General features: G+C 50.6%; 19 protein-coding genes. 14 read left to right on the top strand and 5 right to left on the bottom strand.

The annotated features are described in order from the left end of the window. Positions 1-43: 43 nt before the first annotated feature. The 4 genes from hemE to EL26_RS25220 all read left to right on the top strand — a co-directional run bounded on the left by hemE (position 44) and on the right by EL26_RS25220 (position 4,118). Positions 44-1,087, top strand: coding sequence for a uroporphyrinogen decarboxylase (hemE, locus tag EL26_RS00750; protein ID WP_038083362.1), 1,044 nt, complete (start codon positions 44-46; stop codon positions 1,085-1,087). Beyond that, positions 1,084-2,022 (top strand): ferrochelatase, encoded by a 939-nt coding sequence (hemH, locus tag EL26_RS00745; protein ID WP_038083359.1) that lies wholly within the window; start codon positions 1,084-1,086, stop codon positions 2,020-2,022. Before hemE ends, hemH begins: the two co-directional genes overlap by 4 nt. Positions 2,023-2,027: 5 nt before the next feature. Continuing rightward, positions 2,028-3,488, top strand: a complete 1,461-nt coding sequence (gene hemG / locus EL26_RS00740) for a protoporphyrinogen oxidase (protein ID WP_038083355.1) — start codon at positions 2,028-2,030, stop codon at positions 3,486-3,488. Positions 3,489-3,953: 465 nt separating this feature from the next. After that, entirely contained in the window at positions 3,954-4,118 is a 165-nt protein-coding gene (locus tag EL26_RS25220; RefSeq protein WP_161780631.1) for a hypothetical protein, read from the top strand. A gap of 290 nt (positions 4,119-4,408) precedes the next feature. On the opposite strand, the gene EL26_RS00735 is transcribed toward EL26_RS25220, so the two are convergent. Both EL26_RS00735 and EL26_RS23230 read right to left on the bottom strand, forming a co-directional pair. Further along, positions 4,409-5,206, bottom strand: a complete 798-nt coding sequence (locus tag EL26_RS00735) for a carbon-nitrogen family hydrolase (RefSeq protein WP_038083354.1) — start codon at positions 5,204-5,206, stop codon at positions 4,409-4,411. 68 nt (positions 5,207-5,274) lie between these two features. Continuing rightward, positions 5,275-5,733 carry a hypothetical protein gene (locus EL26_RS23230; RefSeq protein ID WP_052035823.1) on the bottom strand — a complete coding sequence of 153 codons (459 nt, stop codon included), beginning with the start codon at positions 5,731-5,733 and terminating at the stop codon, positions 5,275-5,277. A 156-nt stretch (positions 5,734-5,889) separates the two neighbouring features. Here EL26_RS23230 and EL26_RS23225 point away from each other — a divergent pair, with 156 nt between their 5' ends. The 3 genes from EL26_RS23225 (at position 5,890) to EL26_RS00715 (ending at position 8,892) form a co-directional block, all read left to right on the top strand. Further along, positions 5,890-7,086, top strand: a complete 1,197-nt coding sequence (locus EL26_RS23225; protein ID WP_052035822.1) for an acyltransferase — start codon at positions 5,890-5,892, stop codon at positions 7,084-7,086. Positions 7,087-7,120: 34 nt separating this feature from the next. Beyond that, the gene (locus EL26_RS00720) at positions 7,121-7,495 is read left to right on the top strand and encodes a DUF6864 domain-containing function (protein ID WP_038083351.1); all 375 of its coding nucleotides are present in this window, start codon (positions 7,121-7,123) and stop codon (positions 7,493-7,495) included. A gap of 221 nt (positions 7,496-7,716) precedes the next feature. Further along, the gene (locus EL26_RS00715; RefSeq protein ID WP_081856882.1) at positions 7,717-8,892 is read left to right on the top strand and encodes an acyltransferase; all 1,176 of its coding nucleotides are present in this window, start codon (positions 7,717-7,719) and stop codon (positions 8,890-8,892) included. Between the two features lie 105 nt (positions 8,893-8,997). On the opposite strand, the gene EL26_RS00710 is transcribed toward EL26_RS00715, so the two are convergent. Continuing rightward, positions 8,998-9,654, bottom strand: coding sequence for an oxidoreductase (locus tag EL26_RS00710; RefSeq protein WP_238546025.1), 657 nt, complete (start codon positions 9,652-9,654; stop codon positions 8,998-9,000). A gap of 275 nt (positions 9,655-9,929) precedes the next feature. Here EL26_RS00710 and EL26_RS00705 point away from each other — a divergent pair, with 275 nt between their 5' ends. From EL26_RS00705 to EL26_RS00680, 6 genes are all read left to right on the top strand, one after another. Continuing rightward, positions 9,930-11,117 carry a helix-turn-helix domain-containing protein gene (locus EL26_RS00705; RefSeq protein ID WP_038083343.1) on the top strand — a complete coding sequence of 396 codons (1,188 nt, stop codon included), beginning with the start codon at positions 9,930-9,932 and terminating at the stop codon, positions 11,115-11,117. A gap of 327 nt (positions 11,118-11,444) precedes the next feature. After that, the gene (locus EL26_RS00700; protein ID WP_038083340.1) at positions 11,445-12,737 is read left to right on the top strand and encodes a helix-turn-helix domain-containing protein; all 1,293 of its coding nucleotides are present in this window, start codon (positions 11,445-11,447) and stop codon (positions 12,735-12,737) included. 65 nt (positions 12,738-12,802) lie between these two features. Next, positions 12,803-13,258 (top strand): very short patch repair endonuclease, encoded by a 456-nt coding sequence (locus EL26_RS00695; protein ID WP_038083339.1) that lies wholly within the window; start codon positions 12,803-12,805, stop codon positions 13,256-13,258. A 348-nt stretch (positions 13,259-13,606) separates the two neighbouring features. After that, a complete protein-coding gene (locus EL26_RS23220) occupies positions 13,607-15,205 on the top strand; it encodes an AAA family ATPase (RefSeq protein ID WP_052035821.1) in 1,599 nt (532 codons plus the stop codon). Positions 15,206-15,232: 27 nt separating this feature from the next. Further along, positions 15,233-16,501: an LlaJI family restriction endonuclease gene (locus EL26_RS00685; RefSeq protein WP_038083337.1), complete on the top strand. Its 1,269-nt coding sequence runs from the start codon at positions 15,233-15,235 to the stop codon at positions 16,499-16,501. Between the two features lie 53 nt (positions 16,502-16,554). Further along, positions 16,555-17,514, top strand: coding sequence for a type II restriction endonuclease (locus EL26_RS00680; RefSeq protein WP_052035820.1), 960 nt, complete (start codon positions 16,555-16,557; stop codon positions 17,512-17,514). 22 nt (positions 17,515-17,536) lie between these two features. Here EL26_RS00680 and dcm read toward each other — a convergent pair whose 3' ends face one another. Continuing rightward, a complete protein-coding gene (dcm, locus tag EL26_RS00675; RefSeq protein WP_052035819.1) occupies positions 17,537-18,736 on the bottom strand; it encodes a DNA cytosine methyltransferase in 1,200 nt (399 codons plus the stop codon). Between the two features lie 186 nt (positions 18,737-18,922). Continuing rightward, positions 18,923-19,363 (bottom strand): peptidylprolyl isomerase, encoded by a 441-nt coding sequence (locus EL26_RS00670; protein WP_038083335.1) that lies wholly within the window; start codon positions 19,361-19,363, stop codon positions 18,923-18,925. A 127-nt stretch (positions 19,364-19,490) separates the two neighbouring features. Here EL26_RS00670 and EL26_RS00665 point away from each other — a divergent pair, with 127 nt between their 5' ends. Continuing rightward, positions 19,491-20,462 (top strand): S-layer homology domain-containing protein, encoded by a 972-nt coding sequence (locus tag EL26_RS00665; RefSeq protein WP_038083334.1) that lies wholly within the window; start codon positions 19,491-19,493, stop codon positions 20,460-20,462. The last annotated feature ends 6 nt before the right edge of the window (positions 20,463-20,468 follow it).

The raw sequence follows: 20,468 nt of genomic DNA, 5'->3' as shown, positions 1-20,468 counted from the left end.
ATGTGCATGGAAAGTAAATACATAACGAAAAATGGTGACCTTCATGACCTTTAACGATACGTTCTTACGCTCGATTCGCAAGGAGTCGATCGATCATGTGCCGGTATGGTACATGCGCCAAGCGGGCCGCTACCAAGCGGACTACCGCAAAATCAAGGAAAAATACTCGCTGATGCAAATCTGCGAAATCCCCGATCTCTGCGCGGAAGTCACGCTCTCGCCGGTTCGCCAGCACAACGTCGACGCCGCGATTCTCTATTCGGACATCATGGTGCCGGTCAAACCGCTCGGCGTCAACGTCGACATCGTCGCGGGCATCGGCCCGGTGATCGACAACCCGATCCGCTCGCTCGCCGACGTGCAAGCGCTGCGCCCGCTGGAGCCGGAGAACGACCTCCCGGCGACGCTGGAGACGATCCGCATCTTGAAAAACGAACTGAACGTCCCGCTGATCGGCTTTGCCGGCGCGCCGTTTACGCTTGCGTCCTACATGGTCGAAGGCGGCCCGTCCCGCGAATACCACAAAACGAAAAAAATGATGTACTCCGAACCGAAGCTCTGGCAAGCGCTGATGGACAAGCTCGGCGACATGATCATCACCTATATGAAAGCGCAAGTCGCTCACGGCTGCTCGGCGATTCAAATCTTCGACTCGTGGATCGGCGCGCTCTCCCATGACGACTACCGCCGCTACGTGTTCCCGACCATGAAGCGCATCTTCTCCGAACTCAAAGACCTGAACGCACCGAAGATCTACTTCGGGGCCAACACGTCGCACTTGCTCGACCAATGGACGGAACTCGACATCGAAGTGGTCGGCGTCGACTGGCGCGTCTCGCTCGACCATGCGCGCTCCATCGTCGGCGACAAATTCGCCCTGCAAGGCAACCTCGACCCGGTCTACCTGCTGGCACCGTATGACGTGCTGGAAGCGGAAGCGGCGAAGATCATCGACCAAGGGCTGAAACAGCCGGGCTTCGTGTTCAACCTCGGCCACGGTCTGTTCCCGGACGTGCCGGAAGCGGCGGTTACGCACTTGACCCAATTCATCCATGACTACAGCAAACGGAGGCTGAGCGAACGATGAGCCGGAAAAAAGTCATCGGCATCCTCTCGATGGCGTACGGAACCCCGACCGCCGTTGAGGAAGTGCTGCCTTACTACACGCACATCCGCCGCGGCCGTCCGCCGGAGCCGCAACAGCTTCACGACCTGATCGCCCGCTATGACGCGATCGGCGGGCTCTCTCCGCTCAACGAGATCACCGGCCGCCAAGTGGTTGGCTTGGAACAGATGCTCACGGAGCTCGAACCGAACGCCGAATACCGCGTCTACATCGGGATGAAGCATTGGCATCCTTATATAGAAGAAACGGTCAAGCAAATGCACGACGACGGGATCACCGAAGCGATCGGCGTCGTCTGGGCGCCGCATTACTCTGCGATGAGCGTGGGAAGCTACATCGAATACGCCGAGAAAGCCCGCGAGAAGTGGGGCGGCCCGGCGAAGATTTCCTATGTGAAGGACTGGCACTTGCAGCCGCTGTTCCTCGCCTCGACCGCCCGCCGCGTGCAAGCGGCGCTCGACGAGATTCCGGCGGAGTTGCGCGAACAGACGCCGGTTGTGTTCACCGCGCACTCGCTCCCGGCGCGCATCACCCAGATGGGCGATCCGTACCCGCAGCAGATCGAAGAGTCGGCGCGCGCCGTCGCGGAATCGATCGGGCACGCGAACTGGTTTACCGGTTGGCAATCGGCAGGCCGCACGCCGGAACCGTGGCTTGGCCCGGACATCCTCGACGTGATCCGCGAACAGGCGGCACAGGGCGTGAAGTCGCTTGTGATCTGCCCGTTCGGGTTCGTCTCCGATCACCTCGAAGTGCTCTATGACGTCGACATCGAAGCGAAGCAACTGGCAGACGAGCTCGGCATCCAACTGGTGCGGGCCGCTTCGCCGAACGACGAAGAGGAATTTCTGCGCGCCGTTGCCACTGCCGTCCTCGAACAAGCAGATAAGGACTGATCAGCATGGAAGAGAAGAGAGTCATCGTCGTCGGCGGAGGCATCACCGGCCTTGCGACGGCGTATTACATCGACACCAAAGCCCGCGCCGCCGGCAAGAGCGTCAAAGTCACGCTGTTTGAAGCGGACGACAAACTCGGCGGCAAAGTGCAGACGGAGCGCATCGACGGCTTCACGATGGAGCGCGGCCCCGATTCGTTTCTCGCCCGCAAAGTGGCGGCGTTGAACTTGATTCGGGAGCTCGGCATCGACGACGAACTGGTCGGCCAGAACCCGTCCTCGCGCAAAACCTATATCTTGCACCGCAAAAAACTCCACCGCATCCCGGCGGGCATGAACGTCGGCGTCCCGACGCAATTCGTGCCGTTTGCCACCACGGGCCTGCTCTCGTGGCGAGGCAAGATCCGCGCCGGTCTGGATCTCGTCAAGCCGAAAGCGGAAGTCAAAGGGGACCAATCGATCGGCTTGTTCCTCGAACGCCGCTTGGGCAAGGAAGTCGTCGATTACCTCGCGGAGCCGCTCTTGGCGGGCATCTACGCGGGCGATCTGCGCAACTTGAGTTTGCGCTCGACGTTCCCGCACTTGGAAGGGCTGGAGCAGAAGTACGGCTCGCTGATCAAAGGCATGCTCGCCCAAGCCGCCCAAGCCAAAGCGGAGCAAAAAACGCCCCCGAATCCGGAGCTTGGCGCGCGTCCGATCCCGAATTCCGTGTTCCTCTCCTTCCGCAGCGGGCTCTACCGTCTGATCGAGCGTCTGGAGTACGTGCTGGAGCAAAACGGCGTGGAGATTCGCACCGGAGTCGCCGTGCGCAAAGTGGAGAAGGCAGAGGGCGAGAACGCCGCGCCCTATTCCGTCACCGTGGAAACCGGCGAGACGCTGTCTGCCGATGCGGTCGTTCTGACCGCTCCGACCTACGACTGCGCCCGCGTGCTGCCGGAGCAGTTCAAGCAGAAAGCCTACCTGACGCAACTTCCGTACGTTTCCGTCGCCAACGTCGTCATGGCGTTTGGCAAGGGAGCTGTCGACCCGGACCTCGTCGACGGCTCGGCGGGCTTCGTCGTCCCGCGCAAGGAAGGCCGCACGATCACCGCTTGCACGCTGACGTCGAACAAGTGGTTGCACACGGCGGAGAAGGGCAAGACGTTGATGCGTTTCTACGTCGGCCGCGCCGGAGACGAGCAGATCGTCGACAAGTCGGACAACGACATCATCGAGAAAGTTCGCAAGGATCTCTACGACACGATGCGCGTCGACGCACAGCCGCTGTTCACCCGCATCACCCGCTGGCGCAAAGCGATGCCGCAATACACGGTCGGCCACCTCGACCGCGTCAAGGAATTCGTCGAGGCGTCGCGCAAGGAACTGCCGGGCGTGTACTTCGCCGGTTCCGGCTACTACGGGCTCGGAATCCCGGACTGCATCGGACAGGGCTTGAGCACCGCCGAACAGCTATTGCAAGATCTCTAACAGCGAAGCCGCGCCCTCATGGGGACGCGGCTTTTTTGACACATTTGTGTCAGGGGCAGTTTTTTACAGAGTTGCCCCCGGTTTCCCACAATTGTGCCACAATTGCGGAGTAGTATAGGTATCAAGGAAGCCCACTTCCCCTCACGTGATTCCGCCGCGACGCCTGAACGCGGCGATCACATACAGTGCCAGCCACTGACCAGTTCATTGCTTTTGGTAGTTTCACCCTAACCCCTTTTTATCTGTCCATTGCCGCGTCGTCGTGACGCGGCCTTTTTTTTTGCATAAGAGCGGGGATGGAAGCACATGCTACTTCTTGGCACGTGTGAGGCAGCTGATTTCGTCCGTGGAGAAGTTTGGTGAAGATTCATGATATTCACGAAATGTTTAGAAAATTCCGCTTGTATTGCCGGAAGCCCTTGCGTATAATCAAAACCAATAGAGATACAGGAGGGGATGGAAACCATGGCACCGAAACTGGAATGTTGCGCGCTTTGTCATGCGGAAACCGACGTGACGGAAGAAACTCCGTCGTACGAACGCAAGAACTATATCGACAGCGCCGGGCAACTTTGCCCGGACTGCTACTCCTTCATCGCGGCGAATAAGGAATGGCATAATCTCCTGTAGAGAGAGACCCCAAACCAGGACGACATCTTGCTCACACACAAAAAAACCTTCCGCTCAGGAGACGGAAGGCTTTTTTGCGCGGCCGCGATCCGCAGACCGGATTAGTAGGTGCCGCCGCAGTAGGGAACGAGCAGGATGAACAGAACGAAGATGATCAAGAACACAACCGCCCAACGGGTGTAACCGCCGAAAGTACCGTACATGCAAAACCCTCCTTTTGTGAGAGAGGTTTTGTGAACTCCCACACGATAAGAGATGCAAACAAGCCGGACTTCGACAGGTACAAGCGGCTATTTTTGGGTGTACAATTCCGAACGGCGGTCTTCAAAGATCGGGATGCGGCTGCGGATTTCCGGCACGATTCCCAAATCGACGGTGGCGTAGAGAATTTGCTCCGTCTCGTCGCCCTCGACGAGCACTTCGCCCCACGGGTCGATGACCATCGAGTGCCCGAAGAACTCGGTCTCGCCGGCGGTGCCGACGCGGTTCGTCGAGACGAAGAACATCTGGTTCTCGATGGCGCGGGCGATTTGCAAGTGCCGCCAGTGGTTCAAGCGCGGATGCGGCCACTCGGCGGGGAGGAAGACGATCTGTGCGCCCGCGAGCGACATCGTGCGGGTCAACTCCGGGAAGCGAAGGTCGTAGCAAATCATCGTGCCGACCTGCACGCCGTTCCATTCAAACAGCCCGATCTCGTTGCCCGCTTCGAGGTATTTCTCCTCGTCCATCAAGCGAAAGAGGTGAATCTTGGAGTACGTGCCGATCACGTCGCCCTGCGGATTGAACACGAACGTGGAGTTGTAGACTTTGCCGTCCACGAGGTTGGCGACAGAACCCGCGTGGATGTGCAGGTTGTGCGTGCGGGCGAGTTCGCTCATCAGCGCGATCGTTTCTTGCCCGTCACGGTCGGCGATTTCGGTGATGTTGGTCAGCGAGTAGCCGGTGTTCCACATCTCCGGCAGAACGACCCACTCGGCTCCCCCGCGAGCGGCTTCGGCGACCCACTCGCGGACTTTGGCGCGGTTTGCCTCCGGTTGACCGAACGCAATGTCCATCTGCAAGAGAGCAAGACGCAGTTGTTGACTCATGCTGATTCCTCCGATTTTCTTGAGAATAGCTTTAGAGTAGCACAAAAAAGAGCCGGACGTCTCGCGTCTCAGGCTCTTTTTTCCGGAGTCGGGCGGTCGAGTTTGGCAAGCCCCAGCGCCGAGTTGCTCCAGAGGGTTTGCCGGACTTTGTCTTCAAGGTGTGCTTGGAAGTGGACCAGCAGGAACAACTCGGTCGTGATCGCGCTTTTGCGGTGGTTCTTGCGGCGCGGACGAACCACCATCCAGTCGAGCAAAAAACCGAACCACCGCGGGTCGAGCACCTGTTTCGCCAGCGCATACTGTCCGGTTAACGAATAGAGGACGGCATCATTCAAGTGTGCGTGCACGTTGATAAACAGCTCCCACAACATGAGAATCACCCCTTTGACATAGCGGCAGAGCGCCATGTGCCCCAAGCCGGGGAACGACGCCGACCACCAGAGGGAAATCCACGGGTTGCGGGGATGAATTGGGTTGACGGTGTAAGGGTTGAGGTACGCTTTCAGGCGACGGCCAGTCATTCTCATACGGAGATGCTCCCTTGCAGAGAGGTTGCTTCCAAGCAGTGGTATTTTCCCCCAAAGGGAGTCCGGGTAATCTAAATGTGACTTTTTGTTGAACTATGTCGAAAAACAAGATACGATAAACCTTGGACAAGCTCAGCTCAAGCCAGGGGGAACTTCATGGAGAAAAAAGTCAGGCTTACAGAAATCGGGCATCTGCGGTCGATCGCGTTTCTCGCCGTCGTCACGCAGCACGGAATCGGGATGCTCACGCGCACGCCGGGGATCAACCTCTCCGATTTGGTCGTGCTGTCGGTGCTGTTCAACTTGGCGAAGTTTGCGGTGCCGATGTTCGTTTTTATTACGGGACTTGTGATTTTCTATAACTATTATGAGCAATTGAGCGTCGGTTCCTACCTGTACAAACGTGTGCGGGAGATCATCGTGCCGTATGTGATCTGGTCGGTTTTTTATTACTTCTATTGGGCGTATGACGCGGCGGGCCACTCGTGGCATGAGTTTCTCAGCGTCTTGCTGACCGGATCGGGTTATTATCATCTGTGGTTTGTCGCGATGATCTTCCAGTTTTACTTGCTCTATCCGATCTTCCGGCTGCTCTTCAAAGCGTTGCAGCCGGTGATGAAGTCGGAGCGCGTCGTGATTCCGGTTCTGGGACTGCTGATCGTCGTGTTCATCTACGGCACCGTGAAGATCATCGGGCACAGCGGGGAGTGGACCTCGAACGTCTGGGGGATTCGCGGGGTGCTCAAATACCTCGACCGCACGTTCCCGGTCTGGACTCTCTACTTCGTGATCGGCGGCATCGCGGCGATGTCGATCGGCAAATGGCGGGCTTGGATGGAGAAAGTGCAAGGCTGGAACACGCTCGTGTTCGCCGTGACGCTCGGCTGGGTGACGTACCAGTTGGCGACGGGGATCGTGCCGGGCGCGAAACCGCCGAAGGACGTCGCGCTGTGGATCGGGATCTCGAACTCGTTTAAGACGTCGATGATCTTGTTCACGCTCTCCTCGTTCGTGCTGCTCTACCAGTGGGCTCGTCGATTCAGCGAGAAAACCAACTGGCTGACGAAAGCGTCGGATCTGATCGGGAAGTATTCCTACGGCACGTTCTTGGCGCATGCGTTCCTGCTCGACATCGTGTACAAGTGGGTGAAGCCGATCGCTTTGCTGAACAACACGTGGAAAGCGGTGGCGGCGATTCTCTTGACGACGGTGCTGGCGGTGCTGGTGACGGCGGCGATCTCCAAGATCCCGTTCCTCGGTGCGCTGATCGTCGGCTCCACCGGCAAGAAGAAAAAACGAATCCCGCTGGATCTGCATAAAAACCCCCCCGGCGCCATAGACTCTATCAACTAGAAACTGATAGCTTGCCAGGGGGTTGTGCGCGGTGATGGATTTGAAAGTGAAAGTCGGAGAGTACCAAGTGCTGGACAGCGGAAGCGTCATGGTGTTTGAGAACGAGACGCTCGAATTTGCGCTTGACGACGGGGACGGCAAACTGACGGTGCGCTGTGTGTTCGAAGACCGCGAGGACGAAGAGAACGGACGGATGGTCGAAGGCGAGGCGAAGAATGACAGCGAGTGCAACTTGCTGTTCATCAACTTCAACAACCGCTACGGCACCGGAAGCAAGAAACCGATCGAAGTCGGCATCTACAACGAGCGCAAACTGCTGCTTCAGTATTACATCGCCGCGCCGAAAAGTTCGTATAAAGTGTTTACCTACACGTGGTACTTGGGGAAAGTCGTCCGGGGATCGCGTTGACGGAGAAGAAGAGAGGGAGCCGAGAGCTTCCTCTCTTTTTCGTCATAAACCATTCGTAGGCGTGTCGGCCGCGAGCCTGGTTCGCGGTTCGGGGCTGGGCGTTTTTTGTGGGGAGTGGTGTTTGGCGGATTGGGATTGGGTATTGAAGCGGGTGGGGAATGGAAGTACACTGAGGAAGTTGAATTGTCGATTTGTGCAGAATTTACTCACGGAGCGTGAATATGGAGACGAGAGTACGGTTGCAGGAAGTTCCGCACCTGCGGGCGATGGCGTTTGTCGGGGTGGTCGTGCAGCATGCCATCGGGATGTTTTCCCGCGCGGAGGGCGTGACGGCGGACGACCTGTCTGTGATGGCGGTGCTGTTCAATCTGGTGAAGTTTGCGGTGCCGATGTTTGTGTTTTTGACGGGACTGGTGATTTTCTATAACTATTACGAAGAGTTGCGGACGGGCTCGTATCTGGTGAAGCGCGTGCGTGAGGTGGTGGTGCCGTATCTGGCGTTTACGGTGTATTACTACTACTTCTGGGGCGCGGACCATGCGGCTCATTCGTGGCGCGAGTTCCCGAGCGTGTTTCTGAGCGGGTCGGGGGCGTATCATCTGTGGTTTGTCGCGATGATTTTTCAGTTTTATCTGTTGTACCCGCTGTTTCGGGCGGTGTTTCGGAGAGTGCAGCCGTATTTCAAGCGGGAGCGGGCTGTGGTTGCGTTGCTCGTCGTGTTGACGGCGCTGTTCATCTGGGGCACGCAAGCGTTGATCGGGCACAGCGGCGTGTGGACGTCGGACGTGTTCGGCGTGCGCGGGGTGTTGAACCATCTGGATCGCACGTTCCCGGTGTGGAGCTTGTACTTCGTGCTCGGCGGCGTCGCGGCGATGTCTGTGACGAAATGGCGGGCATGGGTGGAGAAAGTCCAGCGCTGGAACTTGATGGTGTTCGGCGTGACGCTTTGCTGGGTGACGCTGGAGCTGACCAAGAGTATCCACGGCGGGCAGATCGATCTGGGGATTTCGCATTCGTTCAAGGCGTCGATGATCCTGTTTACCCTGTCGGCGTTCGTGCTGCTGTATCAAGCGGCGGTGCGGCTGAGTTGGCGGGAGAACGTCGTGACCCGGGTTTCGAACCTGCTCGGGAAGTATTCGTACGGGACGTATCTGTTGCATGTGTTTTTCTTGGACAAGCTGTATTATCAGGTGCAGAAGTGGATACCGGGGCTGTACCCGGTCTGGAAGATGGTCGTCGCGGTGATCGCCTGTGTCGCGCTGTCGCTGGTGGCGACGATGTTGATCAGCCGGATTCCGGTGGTCGGCTCGCTTCTGGTGGGCACGGCCGGGAAGAAAAAAAGCAACGGGCGTTCTGCCGCGTCTGGAGTGGCGGGCGGCGTGCAGGCGAACGGGTAGGGTTTGGGAAAAAAGCATACGTCTACGTGCCTTGTGGTGAAGAAGTGGGCATGGTGGTGAAAGCCGGTTTCCTCGTGTGTGAGGGAACCGGCTTTTTTCAGCATTTCAGCGTCCGAGGGTTTGGAGTTGGTCGGATTCGTAGACGTGTGCTCCTTGGGACGGGCCTTCTTGGGCGACTCGCAGCATGGCGCGGGCGACGGTGAGGGCTTGGATGGGGCGGTATTTTTTCGGCGTCGCAAAGGCGAGGGCGCGGGAGAACACGGAGCCGACTCGTTCGCCGAGCCGGAATTCCTGCCGGTCGCCGAGGAGCAACGACGGACGGAAGATATGCAGGGAGGGCAACGCCAAGGCTTGCAGATCGCGTTCCACTTCGCCCTTGACCCGGTTGTAGAAGATCTTCGAGGCAGGGTTGGAGCCGAGGGCGGTGATGATCAGGAATTTTTGCAGGTTCGGGGAGCCGAGGGCAAGTTGTGCGAGTTGGAGCGGGTAGGTGTAGTCGACTTGGCGGAACGCGTCCTGCGACCCGGCGGTTTTGATGGTGGTGCCGAGGCAGCAGAAGATGTCGTGGGCGGTCTGGATTGGGTCGGCATAAGACGCGGGGTTGTCGTAGTCGACGGTGACTTGCTTGAGTTTCGGGTGTTGCACGTACAGCGGGCGACGGACGAACGCGATGACCTCGCCGTACTCCGGATGGTGCAGGAGTTCTTGAAGCAACTGCCCTCCAACGAGGCCCGTAGCGCCCGCGAGCAATGCGGTTTTCATCTGTATCATCTCCAAGGTGAGTTATCCACAGGTAGTATATGTGTATGGTTTTGAGACTACTCTATCAACTTTAGGCGGGGTTGGGTAGGGGGGAGTGGGAAAAAGGTTGGTTGCATTAGAGTTATTTATGTTATAAATAGAAGTATCAGTTTGTATCAGAAGTTGTCTGAATCATATAGGCAAATTAGATCGGAATGATTATAATTATGAAGTTGTTATTTTTATAATAATCTTACGTTATGTGCATATAAACTAAAACGGAGGTCTAGTATTCGATGTCAACGGTCGAGCATCTGATCGAGACCGACTTGAACCGAATTCCCTTGGTTCGACGGATACTCGAAATCATGAGCGAGAAGGGCGACGCCTTTACGATTCGCGCCTTTGCCGCTCGCTTGGGAATCAGCCGTGAGTATCTCCGGCTCATGACCAACGGCGAACGCCCGATCGCCCCCGCGATGCTTACAAAAATCGCGGAAGGATTAGGGATGACGGTCGTGCGCTTGAAGCAGTTGGACACGGTGAAGCAAGAGCAGGAGTTGCAGGCGTTTTTGAAGGGGAAGGCACGAACGAAAGTGATGATCGAACGAGCGGAGAGTATCGCTTTCGAATTGGTTCGTCTCGCACAAGGCGCTACGGAACGTGCCTATAGTTTGAAAAACCTCGGACGAGTTCAGTTTTTAAAACAGAAGTACGACGATGCGCACCAGACTTGGTTGCAAGCTTTGGAATTGGCGAAATCGGTGTATGAAAAGTTTGAAGATACCACCCTGTTGCATCCGATTACGGAAAACTTGATGATCTCGTATTGCATTCGCAAGGAATTCAGCGGTGCAGAAGAGATGTTGCAACATGTGGAAAGGGTTGCGGCAACGAATTTCAAAGCATTGGGTATGATCGCCTACACGCGTATGAGGATACAGGAGATGCGTGGAGAGATCAAACTTGCACGAGAGTACGCCTATCGCTCGTTGGAGTATTTTCAGCGGACAGAGAACAGCAAACAAATCGGAACGGCCTATATCAACGTCGCGCATTTTGAATTTGAGACGGGTGATTATCGAGCTTCTGCAAATGCGCTTGAGCAAGCGATGAAGTATGCAGAGGGATTTGAGGACATTCTCGTACATGTGGTGAAAGACTACGTGAAAACTCTTCTGAAACTCCGTGAGTTTGAGTCGGCAAGAAGCGTGATCCAAACCCATGAAAACATGGCTAAAGACTATCCGCTCTATTGGGGCAAATTGCAGATCATGAAGACCGTTGCTTTTGACGATCCATCGTTCGCAGATCGACTGGTGCAAGATGGAAGCGCCAACGTCCAAATTCGATATTTTGCATCAAAATGTTTGCTTGAGTTTTACGCGTTAAAAGGGAATGCTGAAATGGCTTTGAGCTACTATGAGAAGGTAAGAATTTTTTCGAACACCAAAAGCGAATTCTTAGAAGAGGTGGGATTCTAATGAAAAAGACATGGGTTGCAGGACTTCTGGCGGTTGCTGCGCTTGGTTTCCTTATGAGTGGTTCTAAGGTTGTGAAAAGCGCAGAAACACGTCCACCGGAACCTTCTAGCTGTTTTATTGCTCCGCACAGTTTCTAATAATAAGTGATTGAATCCCCTCGTCGTTAAGCATGAGGGGATTTTTGCTGTTTGAGGAAGGAGAGAGAATAACTTAATAATTGTAGTTGCAGGTATAGAAGGTGGCAACTTATTTGGAATGCGTTTGTTCTAATGAACTCCTTATCGGTTTATTGTTGTTTCTATGAGACAATCGAAAAGGAGCTGTCACATGGAAACATTCGGTCAACGCCTGCGCATTTTACGCATGAAAAAAGGACTTACCCAAACCCAGCTTGCCGAGGGCATCTGCACGCCGTCCATGCTTTCGCAGGTGGAGGGAGATAAAGCGAGGCCCTCGTACCACATCTTGACCAAGCTGGCGGAAAAGCTGGAGATCCCGGTGGACGAGTTGATTGGTAACTTAGAGATGAACATGGTGCTCGTCAGCGAGTACAAGCTGGCGAAAGGCATCCTCGCGTCCGGTGAATACGCGGCCGCTTTGCCTTTGATCAAGAACGTGATTGAGCGGAACAACGGGAAATTGGATTTTTTCATGATTCGCTATGACTACGGGTTCTGTCTTCTGCAACTTCACCAGTTGCAAGAAGCGGAAGAGACGTTCCAGTTGCTCCTCGATTACGCCAACTCCAACCAAGGCAGCCCGGTGATGGCCGTTCGCGTGTTGCATATGCTCGGGCAGGTGGAGTTGAAGCGGAAACGGTATCAGATCGCGGAGCATTACCTGTCCAAAGGGCTGGCTCAGTTGGAGGCGTATGAGATTCGGGACGTGCATTTGCAGTGCTCGTTGTTGCTGGCGCTCGGCGAGGTACAGCAAAAAGCGGGCGGTTTGAAGCAGGCCGTCGCCACGTTGCAACGGGCTGTGCCGCTTTTTGAAGAGCGGGAGGATTTGCAGGGGCTGGGGGCGCTTTATATGAAGCTCGCCAAGTCTTCGCATGAGGACGGAGAGTACGAGCAAGCGGCAGACTTTGCCCAGAGGGCGACGTGGTGTTATGAGGCTGTGAATGATCGCGAGGAGAAAGTTGTGCTCGAATTGCGGCTCGCCGTGATTCAGCGGGAAAAAGGGAACTACGACAAGGCAGTTGAGGGGTTGCAGAAAGCGGCGGAGGAGTTTCGCGGAATGAAGCGTGAGGAAGATGCTGGTGTGGCAATGACGGAGCTTGGACGGACATATCTCGCGAGCGGTAGGCTGGATCTCGCGGAAGAAGCATGTCAGAGCGCGAGGGTGTTGTTGCCGACGGTGCATGTGTATCAGGCTTGGGTTGCGAGAACATTGGCTGGTATTGCCAAGGTACGCGGGCAGCAAGCCGTTGCTGAGAAGTATCTGCGGCAGGCTACGGATTGTTTTAAGCTGACGGAGTGCCAGGTGGAGTACGAAGAGACGATGCACGAGTTGGCTTGTTGGTATGATGTGAATCATGATTGCCAGAGTGCGCTGAGGACGATGAAAGAGATGTGGATGACTGGGAGGAAGGAAAAAGAGAGGTGGGAGGTGGTTTTGTAATGATGTAGAGGAACTAAATCTGGACATTCTATAAAGAACGTATATAAAAAGAAGGGTGTCACTCTATGGCTGATAACTTATCTAAAGAAGTCAGAAGCAGAAACATGAGTGCTATACGATCCACGAATACAAAATTGGAAAACCGATTTTCCAAGGCTTTGTGGCACAAAGGAATCAGGTTTCGCCGGAATGTCAAAAGTCTGTATGGAAAACCTGATATTGCGATCAAGAAGTATAAGCTGGTTATTTTCATTGACTCTTGTTTCTGGCATGGGTGTAAGTTGCATTGTCGGATTCCAAATACGAATCGGGAGTTTTGGGAGAACAAGATAATGAGAAATAGATTAAGAGACCAAGAGGTATCCGAATATTATTCGAGGATGGACTGGAACATAGTTCGGATATGGGAACACTCTCTCAAGTTAGATTTTGAGTATGCTCTTGAAAAAGTGAGCTATATTATAATGTATTTGAAATATCAGGGATTAGTTAAAGGTTTTGACACCAAGAACATCAAGTAATAGTAGCAGATCTCAAATCAGGGAGCCTGGAGCTGAGGAAGATGTAGCTGGATGGAAGTGGATGTCGCCTTCATAGTAGATTAATGAGATTGATCAAATGGATGTAAACCTAGGCTCTTTCCAATCGTGCTTAGGTTTTTTTGTATAAATCATTTAGAAAAGATGATTAGAGATGAGAATCTTGCTGTATGACTTTTAGAAAGTCTCCACTTTGGGAGGAACATATGAATTCACTGGATGACACTTTTATAATTCCTGTGTAGAATTATCAATACATAGTAGTGGAATTTCAGAAAACTTGATAGGAAACTCAATCAGCATTCCAAGAACACACAAGGGGGAAATTTTATGTTAAAAGATCTAGGTGTATTGGCATCAAATTGCCGAATTGAATTAAATCGGGCAAAAATATTTGGGGACATTAAACTTACTGATAGCTTTAAAAGGACCTTTTCTAACTGCCTTGGTGGTGACACTATTCAATTTTTCGAGTACACTGCGATCCTTACAAGGAGTTCTGGGGATAAAAAGATATATCTACCTAATCATTGGTTTATTCTAGCAGCATACTTGACTGAATATGTTGTGGAGTTGGAGAAATATAAAAAACTATTAGAGGTGATTATAAATAAAAGTATTAATCGTTCTTATTTATGGGATACTGTTGTCAAAGGCCTAAAGGATGGGAAGGTTAGTGGAGATGAGTTGAGAAAAATGATAAATGAGTATTTATCTGAAAATGAAGATGATGCTCGATATTTGTGGAAATTCCTAACCGATTATAACTGGTGGAACGGCTCTAAAACAATCGAAAGACAAGATTACTTTGTTTCACCGGTTTTAAGTCTTCTTGGAGTAGTGGCTGTTACACAAACATACATTGCAGAGATTGCAAAATTATACGTTGAAAACTCGACCTTATTATCTGAATCCATGGTACTTATCGATAAATTGGAATCTTTAGTTTTAGAAGGGACTATAGAGGGGGACCAGGAACAACCTAAAAGCGCTCCTCCGGAGCAAAGAGCTATTGGGGGTAGTAATTTAATTGTTTATGGTGCTCCGGGTACTGGGAAGAGTTTCTTATTGGAAAATGACAATTCTATAAATAATAATAATATTCTTCGTGTTACTTTTCATCCTGAATACACCTATTACGATTTTGTCGGTACTTATAAGCCAGTTCCTGTTTATCGAGGTGCAGATGGAATCATTTCAGAAGGTGCTAACGGTGAACCGCTAATTGACTATCGATTTACTCCCGGACCCTTTGCCAAGATACTTCGAAATGCTTTGGAAAAAAAACAAGAAATGCATCTTCTAATAATTGAAGAAATTAATCGAGCGAATGCAGCTTCGGTTTTTGGAGACCTCTTCCAATTGTTAGACAGAAAGGCGAGTGGCGAGAGCGAATATAGAATAAACACGGACGAGCATTTATTGAGATATTTGGGGGTTCCAGAAGTATATATTCCGTCTAATTTAAGTATCTCTGCTACTATGAACAGCGCGGATCAGGGTGTATTCGTTTTGGACTCTGCTTTTAAAAGAAGATGGAAATTTAGGTATATGCCTATTAAGTTTGATTCCTCGGTTCCACACAGAAATGAAATTGTCCAGTACTCAGGACGAGAATTCACTTGGGAGTACTTTGTCAGAAGTATAAATGACAAGTTAGGTAGATTGGGAATAAACGAGGATAAACATATCGGGCCATACTTCTTGAAGATCGGAGAGCCTTCGAACCCAGATTCTATTGCATCTAAACTATTGATCTATTTGTGGGATGATGTTGTTCGATATCATCGAAGAGAATTCTTCGGGAATGTAAATACGTTCGCTGAGTTGGTTGAGAATTATTATAACGGCGAGAACATTATACCTTCTATTGAAATCATCCCGAGGGTAATTAGAAATTCTAAAGAAACGGAAAAAGTTGAAGAATAAAGTTTGAGCGACGTTGGAGGTAGTAGCGTGAGTCCCACGATCAGTTATTTTATTGAGCAGCGTAGATATGATATTGACCTAGTAAAAAAGGAGCAGTTTGACCTCAAAAACCTTTTTGAAAGAGGTTTATGTAAGAAAGTCGAAAAGTCAATCACATTTTTGTTTACGGGCATTATCGTCAGCTCTAAAAAACTGTTAGTGGTTTTCCCGAAAGGGTACAAGATTCCAGAGAATGATTCGGTCATAGTCCAGCATGTGAAAAACCTCGCAATCACACTTCTTCGATATAGAGAGGAACACAATTTGGATTATGAGGAAAATGAGTTGCTGTTTGGCGGTGGCTTTGGGGAAAGAGAAGGACTCGGGGCAGCGTTATGGTTACTAAGGGATTTTACCACTTATGGTTTGATAAATCGTGAGACAAGAATAAAAAAGGTCGGAACAGGCCCAAACATTGATTGGGCAGCTACCACTAGGTCTGTCGACCCGTATATAGTAAGGAATAAGCCTTACTATTTAGAGTATTTGGTACGGAAGACTAACAGTGATAAATTAAATAGACTTAAGCTTATTCATAATCTTGCTATTCAAAAATGTATTAAATATTATGGGTGGCTATGGGGACCAGAGTTAGATGGGTTTGATATGGATTCAATTGCTGTTTCGTATGATGATAATATCATCGATGCTATTCTTAAGACTGAGTTATCTGCAACGAACATAGATCGGGAAATAAAATTGATCCAAATGCTCAGGAGTTTCTTACTTGGTTCGAACGAAGAAGAGAACTCGAATAAGATTGAAACATTAGCTACTCCTTTCTTCCATAATGTATGGGAGCATATTTGCGGGTACTTATTTGAGAACGAATATACTAAATTGAAGAAATATATACCTGAACCTATTTGGAACTGGAAGGGAAAAAACACCGGAAAGAAATTACGCCAAATTCCAGATATCCTTTATCGTCATGATGGAGTTCTGTTTGTGCTTGATGCAAAATACTACGAGACGGAACGAAACTTGCCTGGTTGGCATGACTTAGTTAAGCAGTATTTTTATGCCTATTCTTTGTCGGCTGTAGAAAACTCATACAGGAACGTTTTGATTTTCCCAACTTTTAGTGATAAACTATTTGAATACAACGGGAACTCGGAGATAAAGGGAAGGCCGGATTTGGGCAGAATAGAGGCTGTAAGTTTGAATCTATATATTGCCTTGTCCGAGTATTCTAAACGGGGTCTATTGGTAGATATCCGGAGTAAATTGAATGAGCTAATCACTTTGAATGAATGATATGTTGATTACTTTCTTGTTGTTTGATAGTTTAATAAAGGTGTGTGTTCATTATGGAATTGGCAAAGTTTAAAAAGCATATAAAACAAACAAGGGATAAGTATTTTGTCGACACTCAAAAGATGGTGGACATGGTTTTTTCAAACTCAGGGTATGATCAAAAACCTAAAAGCTACTTTTTAAATACCCCTACTGATTTTCTTGAAGGAATGCGTAAAGAGTTATGGACTAATCTCAGAGAAACAGAAAAGGTGTTCAATGTCTTTGTAATGGAGGACTTGTTGTCCGAATCTCGGAATCTCGAAGATAAAATTGATATCCGTGATAAAGATACTTTCTTGGAGAAAGTTAGCGTACTTCTCTCTGAGTATGATGAGCACATAATTGAATTGGGAAAGAGTAATACGAACTCTAGACGATCAAGAGCTGGGAAAGAATTCGAGCACACCGTGCATAAGCTGTTTTTAATGTCTGGGATACGATTTGATCCTCAAGGTTATATTGGACAAAAGAAGTTCGAGGAGCAAGGATTAAGTAAAATTGTTGATTCTGTTGTACCCGGAGTGCTAGAATATCACTTGGAAAAGCACAAATGTGCGTTGATATCTATGAAAACTTCATTAAGAGAAAGATGGCAAGAGGTTCCAGAAGAACGAAGTCGAACTGGAGCGCACATGATGTATTTGATCACCTTAGATGAGCAAATCTCTAATGAGATCATAGACAGTCTGTACGAACATAATGTTAGAATTGTAGTAAGAGATTGGATAAAGGAAACAAAGTATAAGCAAAATCAAAGAGTTCTTGGGCTTAGGAATCTAATTGAAGATTTATTAGATATCATGGAATATTGGAACCGGAAAAAGCGACGTGTTTATAGTGATGAACAGTTCTTGGAGAAATACAACGACTATCGAGAAAGATCACAGAATGAGGGAATAACCAGTGCTGAAAGATGTATGTGGGATGAACATATGAACATGTTTAAATCAAAAAAGAAGCGACCCGACTAGATGGGTCGCTTCTTTTTTGATTTTAAGCATACACTGGGATTTCGTTTTGTTTACGATCCTTTGAATCATCTATCATTTTCGATACCTTCATAGCCGATATCATTTCCTGGGCAATTGCCTCGATTACTGGAATAGAGACCGAATTGCCGAATTGCCGATAAGCTTGAGTATCCGAAACAGGAATAATAAAGTCATCAGGAAATCCCTGAAGTCTGGCACATTCGCGAGGTGTTAGTTTTCTTGGATTTTGACCGCCCTCTTGTTCAATAAGGATTTCACTACCGTCCTTATAATATCTAGCACTAAGAGTGTTTGTGTATGGACTTTCTCGGTTGAATAATGAAAAACCAAATCCATTTCCTTTTTGCTTGTGTTCCTCTTTGCGTCTGAGATGGCCTTGGTAAAGAGCATCTGAAATTGTATATTTTTCGTCAACAAAATCTTCAAGAATGTCACCAACACGAGTGGGTTTGTGATTTGGCTTAGGAAATTTAAAGGGAGTAAGTACACCTCCGAAATCATTATTGAAGCCTACGATAAAGATCCTTTCCCTATTCTGCGGAACACCAAAATCTGCTGCTCTGAGCACTTCAACATGAACTGTATATTGGAGGTCTTTTAATGATTCCTTGATAACTCGCAAAGTGTTACCTTTGTCATGGCCCCTTAATTGCTTAACGTTTTCGAGCAGAAATGCTTTCGGGCGTTTTTCTGAAATGATCCTTGCTATGTCAAAAAATAATGTACCTCGCGTATCTTCAAAACCTTTTTTTAATCCTGCTTGAGAAAACGGTTGGCAAGGGAAACCCGCTAACAATATATCATGGTCAGGGACATCTCTTTCGTGAATTTGAGTGATATCCCCGTGGGGGATTTCTCCGAAATTAACTCGGTAAGTTTTCTGAGAAAACTTATCCCATTCAGATGAGAAAACAGTATGCCCACCTAGTCGATGGAAGGCTAAACGGATCCCTCCAATTCCCGCGAATAAATCTATAGTAGTAAACTTTGATTCACTAAGATCACGATTAGGGAACGGAGGCTCATCTGGAAATGATCGAATAGACTGCACTTCTAATTTCGAAGGCTTACTTTCTCCGTTCTCCCATCTTCGCAGGGTTCTGTCTCCATATTTGCCAAGACCCAAGGCATCGGCAAATTCCTTTTGTGTCAAACCTAATTTCATACGTTTTTCACGTATGTATTCGTGTATCTCTTTCATATTAGGATCACCTCTAGGACTATTTGTCCTCATTTTATCACAAAATAGCATAGTGATATAGAGTGTTGCTAGAGTTAGACTAAATAATCACTAGAACTATTTTTGATACTAGCCATGTAAAAAAGTGCATCGGACATTGTCCAATGCACTTTAGAGTCACTGTGCTCTAGAGGAGTAGACGAATGTTTACGCCTCTACAACCTTCACGCTCTTCATCTTATCCCCTTGCTTAATCCCATCGATAAACTCTTCCCCCGACAGGATCTGCCCAAACACGGTGTGGTTCCCGTCCAGATGAGCGGTAGACTGGCGATCATGCACGATAAAGAACTGCGAACCACCAGTATCACGACCCGCATGAGCCATCGACAGCGCGCCGCGCTTGTGTTGGTTCGGGTTGTTCTTCACTTCGCACTTGATGGTGTAGCCCGGGCCGCCGGTGCCGGTGCCGTGCGGGCAGCCGCCTTGAGCGACGAAGCCCGGGATGACGCGGTGGAAGGTGAGGCCGTCGTAGAAGCCGTCGTTTGCGAGCTTCTCGAAGTTCTCAACGGTGCCCGGAGCGTGCTCGTCGAACATTTCAAATTCCATGGTGCCGCCTTTTTCCAGCTCGATGATTGCTTTTTTCATATGTAGTACCTGCCTTTCGTATGTTAGACTCTTACTCATTATACACAATCGTACAGCCCCCGTAAAAAGGGACAACCTTCCGAATACTTTCCTTGTACCACGCGCAACTCGTTTTAGGAGGTCTGTAATGAGAAAGTACGTTCAACTCTGCCTGTCAGCTGCCACCGTCGCCATCTGTTTGACGGCCTATGCCACTCCGGCCGAAGCGGCAACATCCTTTCCGTTCCGCGACATCCAGAACTCGTTTGCCCAGTCGCAAATCCTCGATCTGTACAACCGCGGCATCGTCGGCGGTGATGGAAACGGTTATTTCCGCCCGACCGCTCCAATCACCCGCGCTGAGTTTGCCACTTTGCTTCTAAAAGCCAAAGCAATTCCCGCCCCTTCGGCGGACAACTATGAAGGCACGTTTCGTGACGTCCAGCGGGGAGAATGGTTTGCGCCTTACGCGGAAGCATCCTATCGGCTGGGCGTCACGAGTGGGAAGGGCAACGGCCTCTTCCAACCCGACGATCAACTCACACGCGAAGAGATGGTCAAGATGACCGTCAGCGCTCTCGGCCGCGATTCCGAAGTCGCCCGCAAGATGAGCTATGCGGCGTACAGTGAGGCGATCAACAATTTCGCCGACCGGGGTTCGATCAGTTCCTGGGCGGTCAAACCGCTCGCCTACGCGATCCAGCAGGGCATGTTGTCCGGCAGGAGCGCCAACGAGCTGAAACCGCAAGACATCGCCACGCGCGAGGAAGTCGTGTCGTTCCTCTCCCGCTCGCTGGTTCCGCGTCCCAAGGGCGCGAATCTCGTTCCGGTCTCCCGTGGCAATTTGCCGTTCTTCAATAAACAGGGCGCTGTAGCGACGGCGTACACCTACAGCGGCAATCTGTCCTCCATCGGGCTGCAAGCGCGGGAAGGACTCGTCGCCGTCGATCCGAACCAGATTCCGCTCGGGTCGCATCTGTACATCCCCGGCTACGGCTACGGCATCGCAGGGGATACAGGCGGCAACATCAAGTCCGCCCGCGTCGATCTCTACAAAAACAGCTACACCGACGCCGTCCAGTTCGGACGCCAAGACGTGGACGTCTACGTGATTGACTAACACGAT

This window comes from Tumebacillus flagellatus (assembly GCF_000714935.1).
In the GTDB taxonomy this organism is placed as follows: domain Bacteria; phylum Bacillota; class Bacilli; order Tumebacillales; family Tumebacillaceae; genus Tumebacillus; species Tumebacillus flagellatus.
This window is presented reverse-complemented; position numbering and strand designations above follow the sequence as displayed.

Coding starts and splice junctions, on each gene's coding strand:
- hemE (WP_038083362.1), top strand. CDS start 44: ATGACCTTTAACGATACGTTCTTACGCTCGATTCGCAAGGAGTCGATC.
- hemH (WP_038083359.1), top strand. CDS start 1,084: ATGAGCCGGAAAAAAGTCATCGGCATCCTCTCGATGGCGTACGGAACC.
- hemG (WP_038083355.1), top strand. CDS start 2,028: ATGGAAGAGAAGAGAGTCATCGTCGTCGGCGGAGGCATCACCGGCCTT.
- EL26_RS25220 (WP_161780631.1), top strand. CDS start 3,954: ATGGCACCGAAACTGGAATGTTGCGCGCTTTGTCATGCGGAAACCGAC.
- EL26_RS00735 (WP_038083354.1), bottom strand. CDS start 5,206: ATGAGTCAACAACTGCGTCTTGCTCTCTTGCAGATGGACATTGCGTTC.
- EL26_RS23230 (WP_052035823.1), bottom strand. CDS start 5,733: ATGAGAATGACTGGCCGTCGCCTGAAAGCGTACCTCAACCCTTACACC.
- EL26_RS23225 (WP_052035822.1), top strand. CDS start 5,890: ATGGAGAAAAAAGTCAGGCTTACAGAAATCGGGCATCTGCGGTCGATC.
- EL26_RS00720 (WP_038083351.1), top strand. CDS start 7,121: ATGGATTTGAAAGTGAAAGTCGGAGAGTACCAAGTGCTGGACAGCGGA.
- EL26_RS00715 (WP_081856882.1), top strand. CDS start 7,717: ATGGAGACGAGAGTACGGTTGCAGGAAGTTCCGCACCTGCGGGCGATG.
- EL26_RS00710 (WP_238546025.1), bottom strand. CDS start 9,654: ATGAAAACCGCATTGCTCGCGGGCGCTACGGGCCTCGTTGGAGGGCAG.
- EL26_RS00705 (WP_038083343.1), top strand. CDS start 9,930: ATGTCAACGGTCGAGCATCTGATCGAGACCGACTTGAACCGAATTCCC.
- EL26_RS00700 (WP_038083340.1), top strand. CDS start 11,445: ATGGAAACATTCGGTCAACGCCTGCGCATTTTACGCATGAAAAAAGGA.
- EL26_RS00695 (WP_038083339.1), top strand. CDS start 12,803: ATGGCTGATAACTTATCTAAAGAAGTCAGAAGCAGAAACATGAGTGCT.
- EL26_RS23220 (WP_052035821.1), top strand. CDS start 13,607: ATGTTAAAAGATCTAGGTGTATTGGCATCAAATTGCCGAATTGAATTA.
- EL26_RS00680 (WP_052035820.1), top strand. CDS start 16,555: ATGGAATTGGCAAAGTTTAAAAAGCATATAAAACAAACAAGGGATAAG.
- dcm (WP_052035819.1), bottom strand. CDS start 18,736: ATGAAAGAGATACACGAATACATACGTGAAAAACGTATGAAATTAGGT.
- EL26_RS00670 (WP_038083335.1), bottom strand. CDS start 19,363: ATGAAAAAAGCAATCATCGAGCTGGAAAAAGGCGGCACCATGGAATTT.
- EL26_RS00665 (WP_038083334.1), top strand. CDS start 19,491: ATGAGAAAGTACGTTCAACTCTGCCTGTCAGCTGCCACCGTCGCCATC.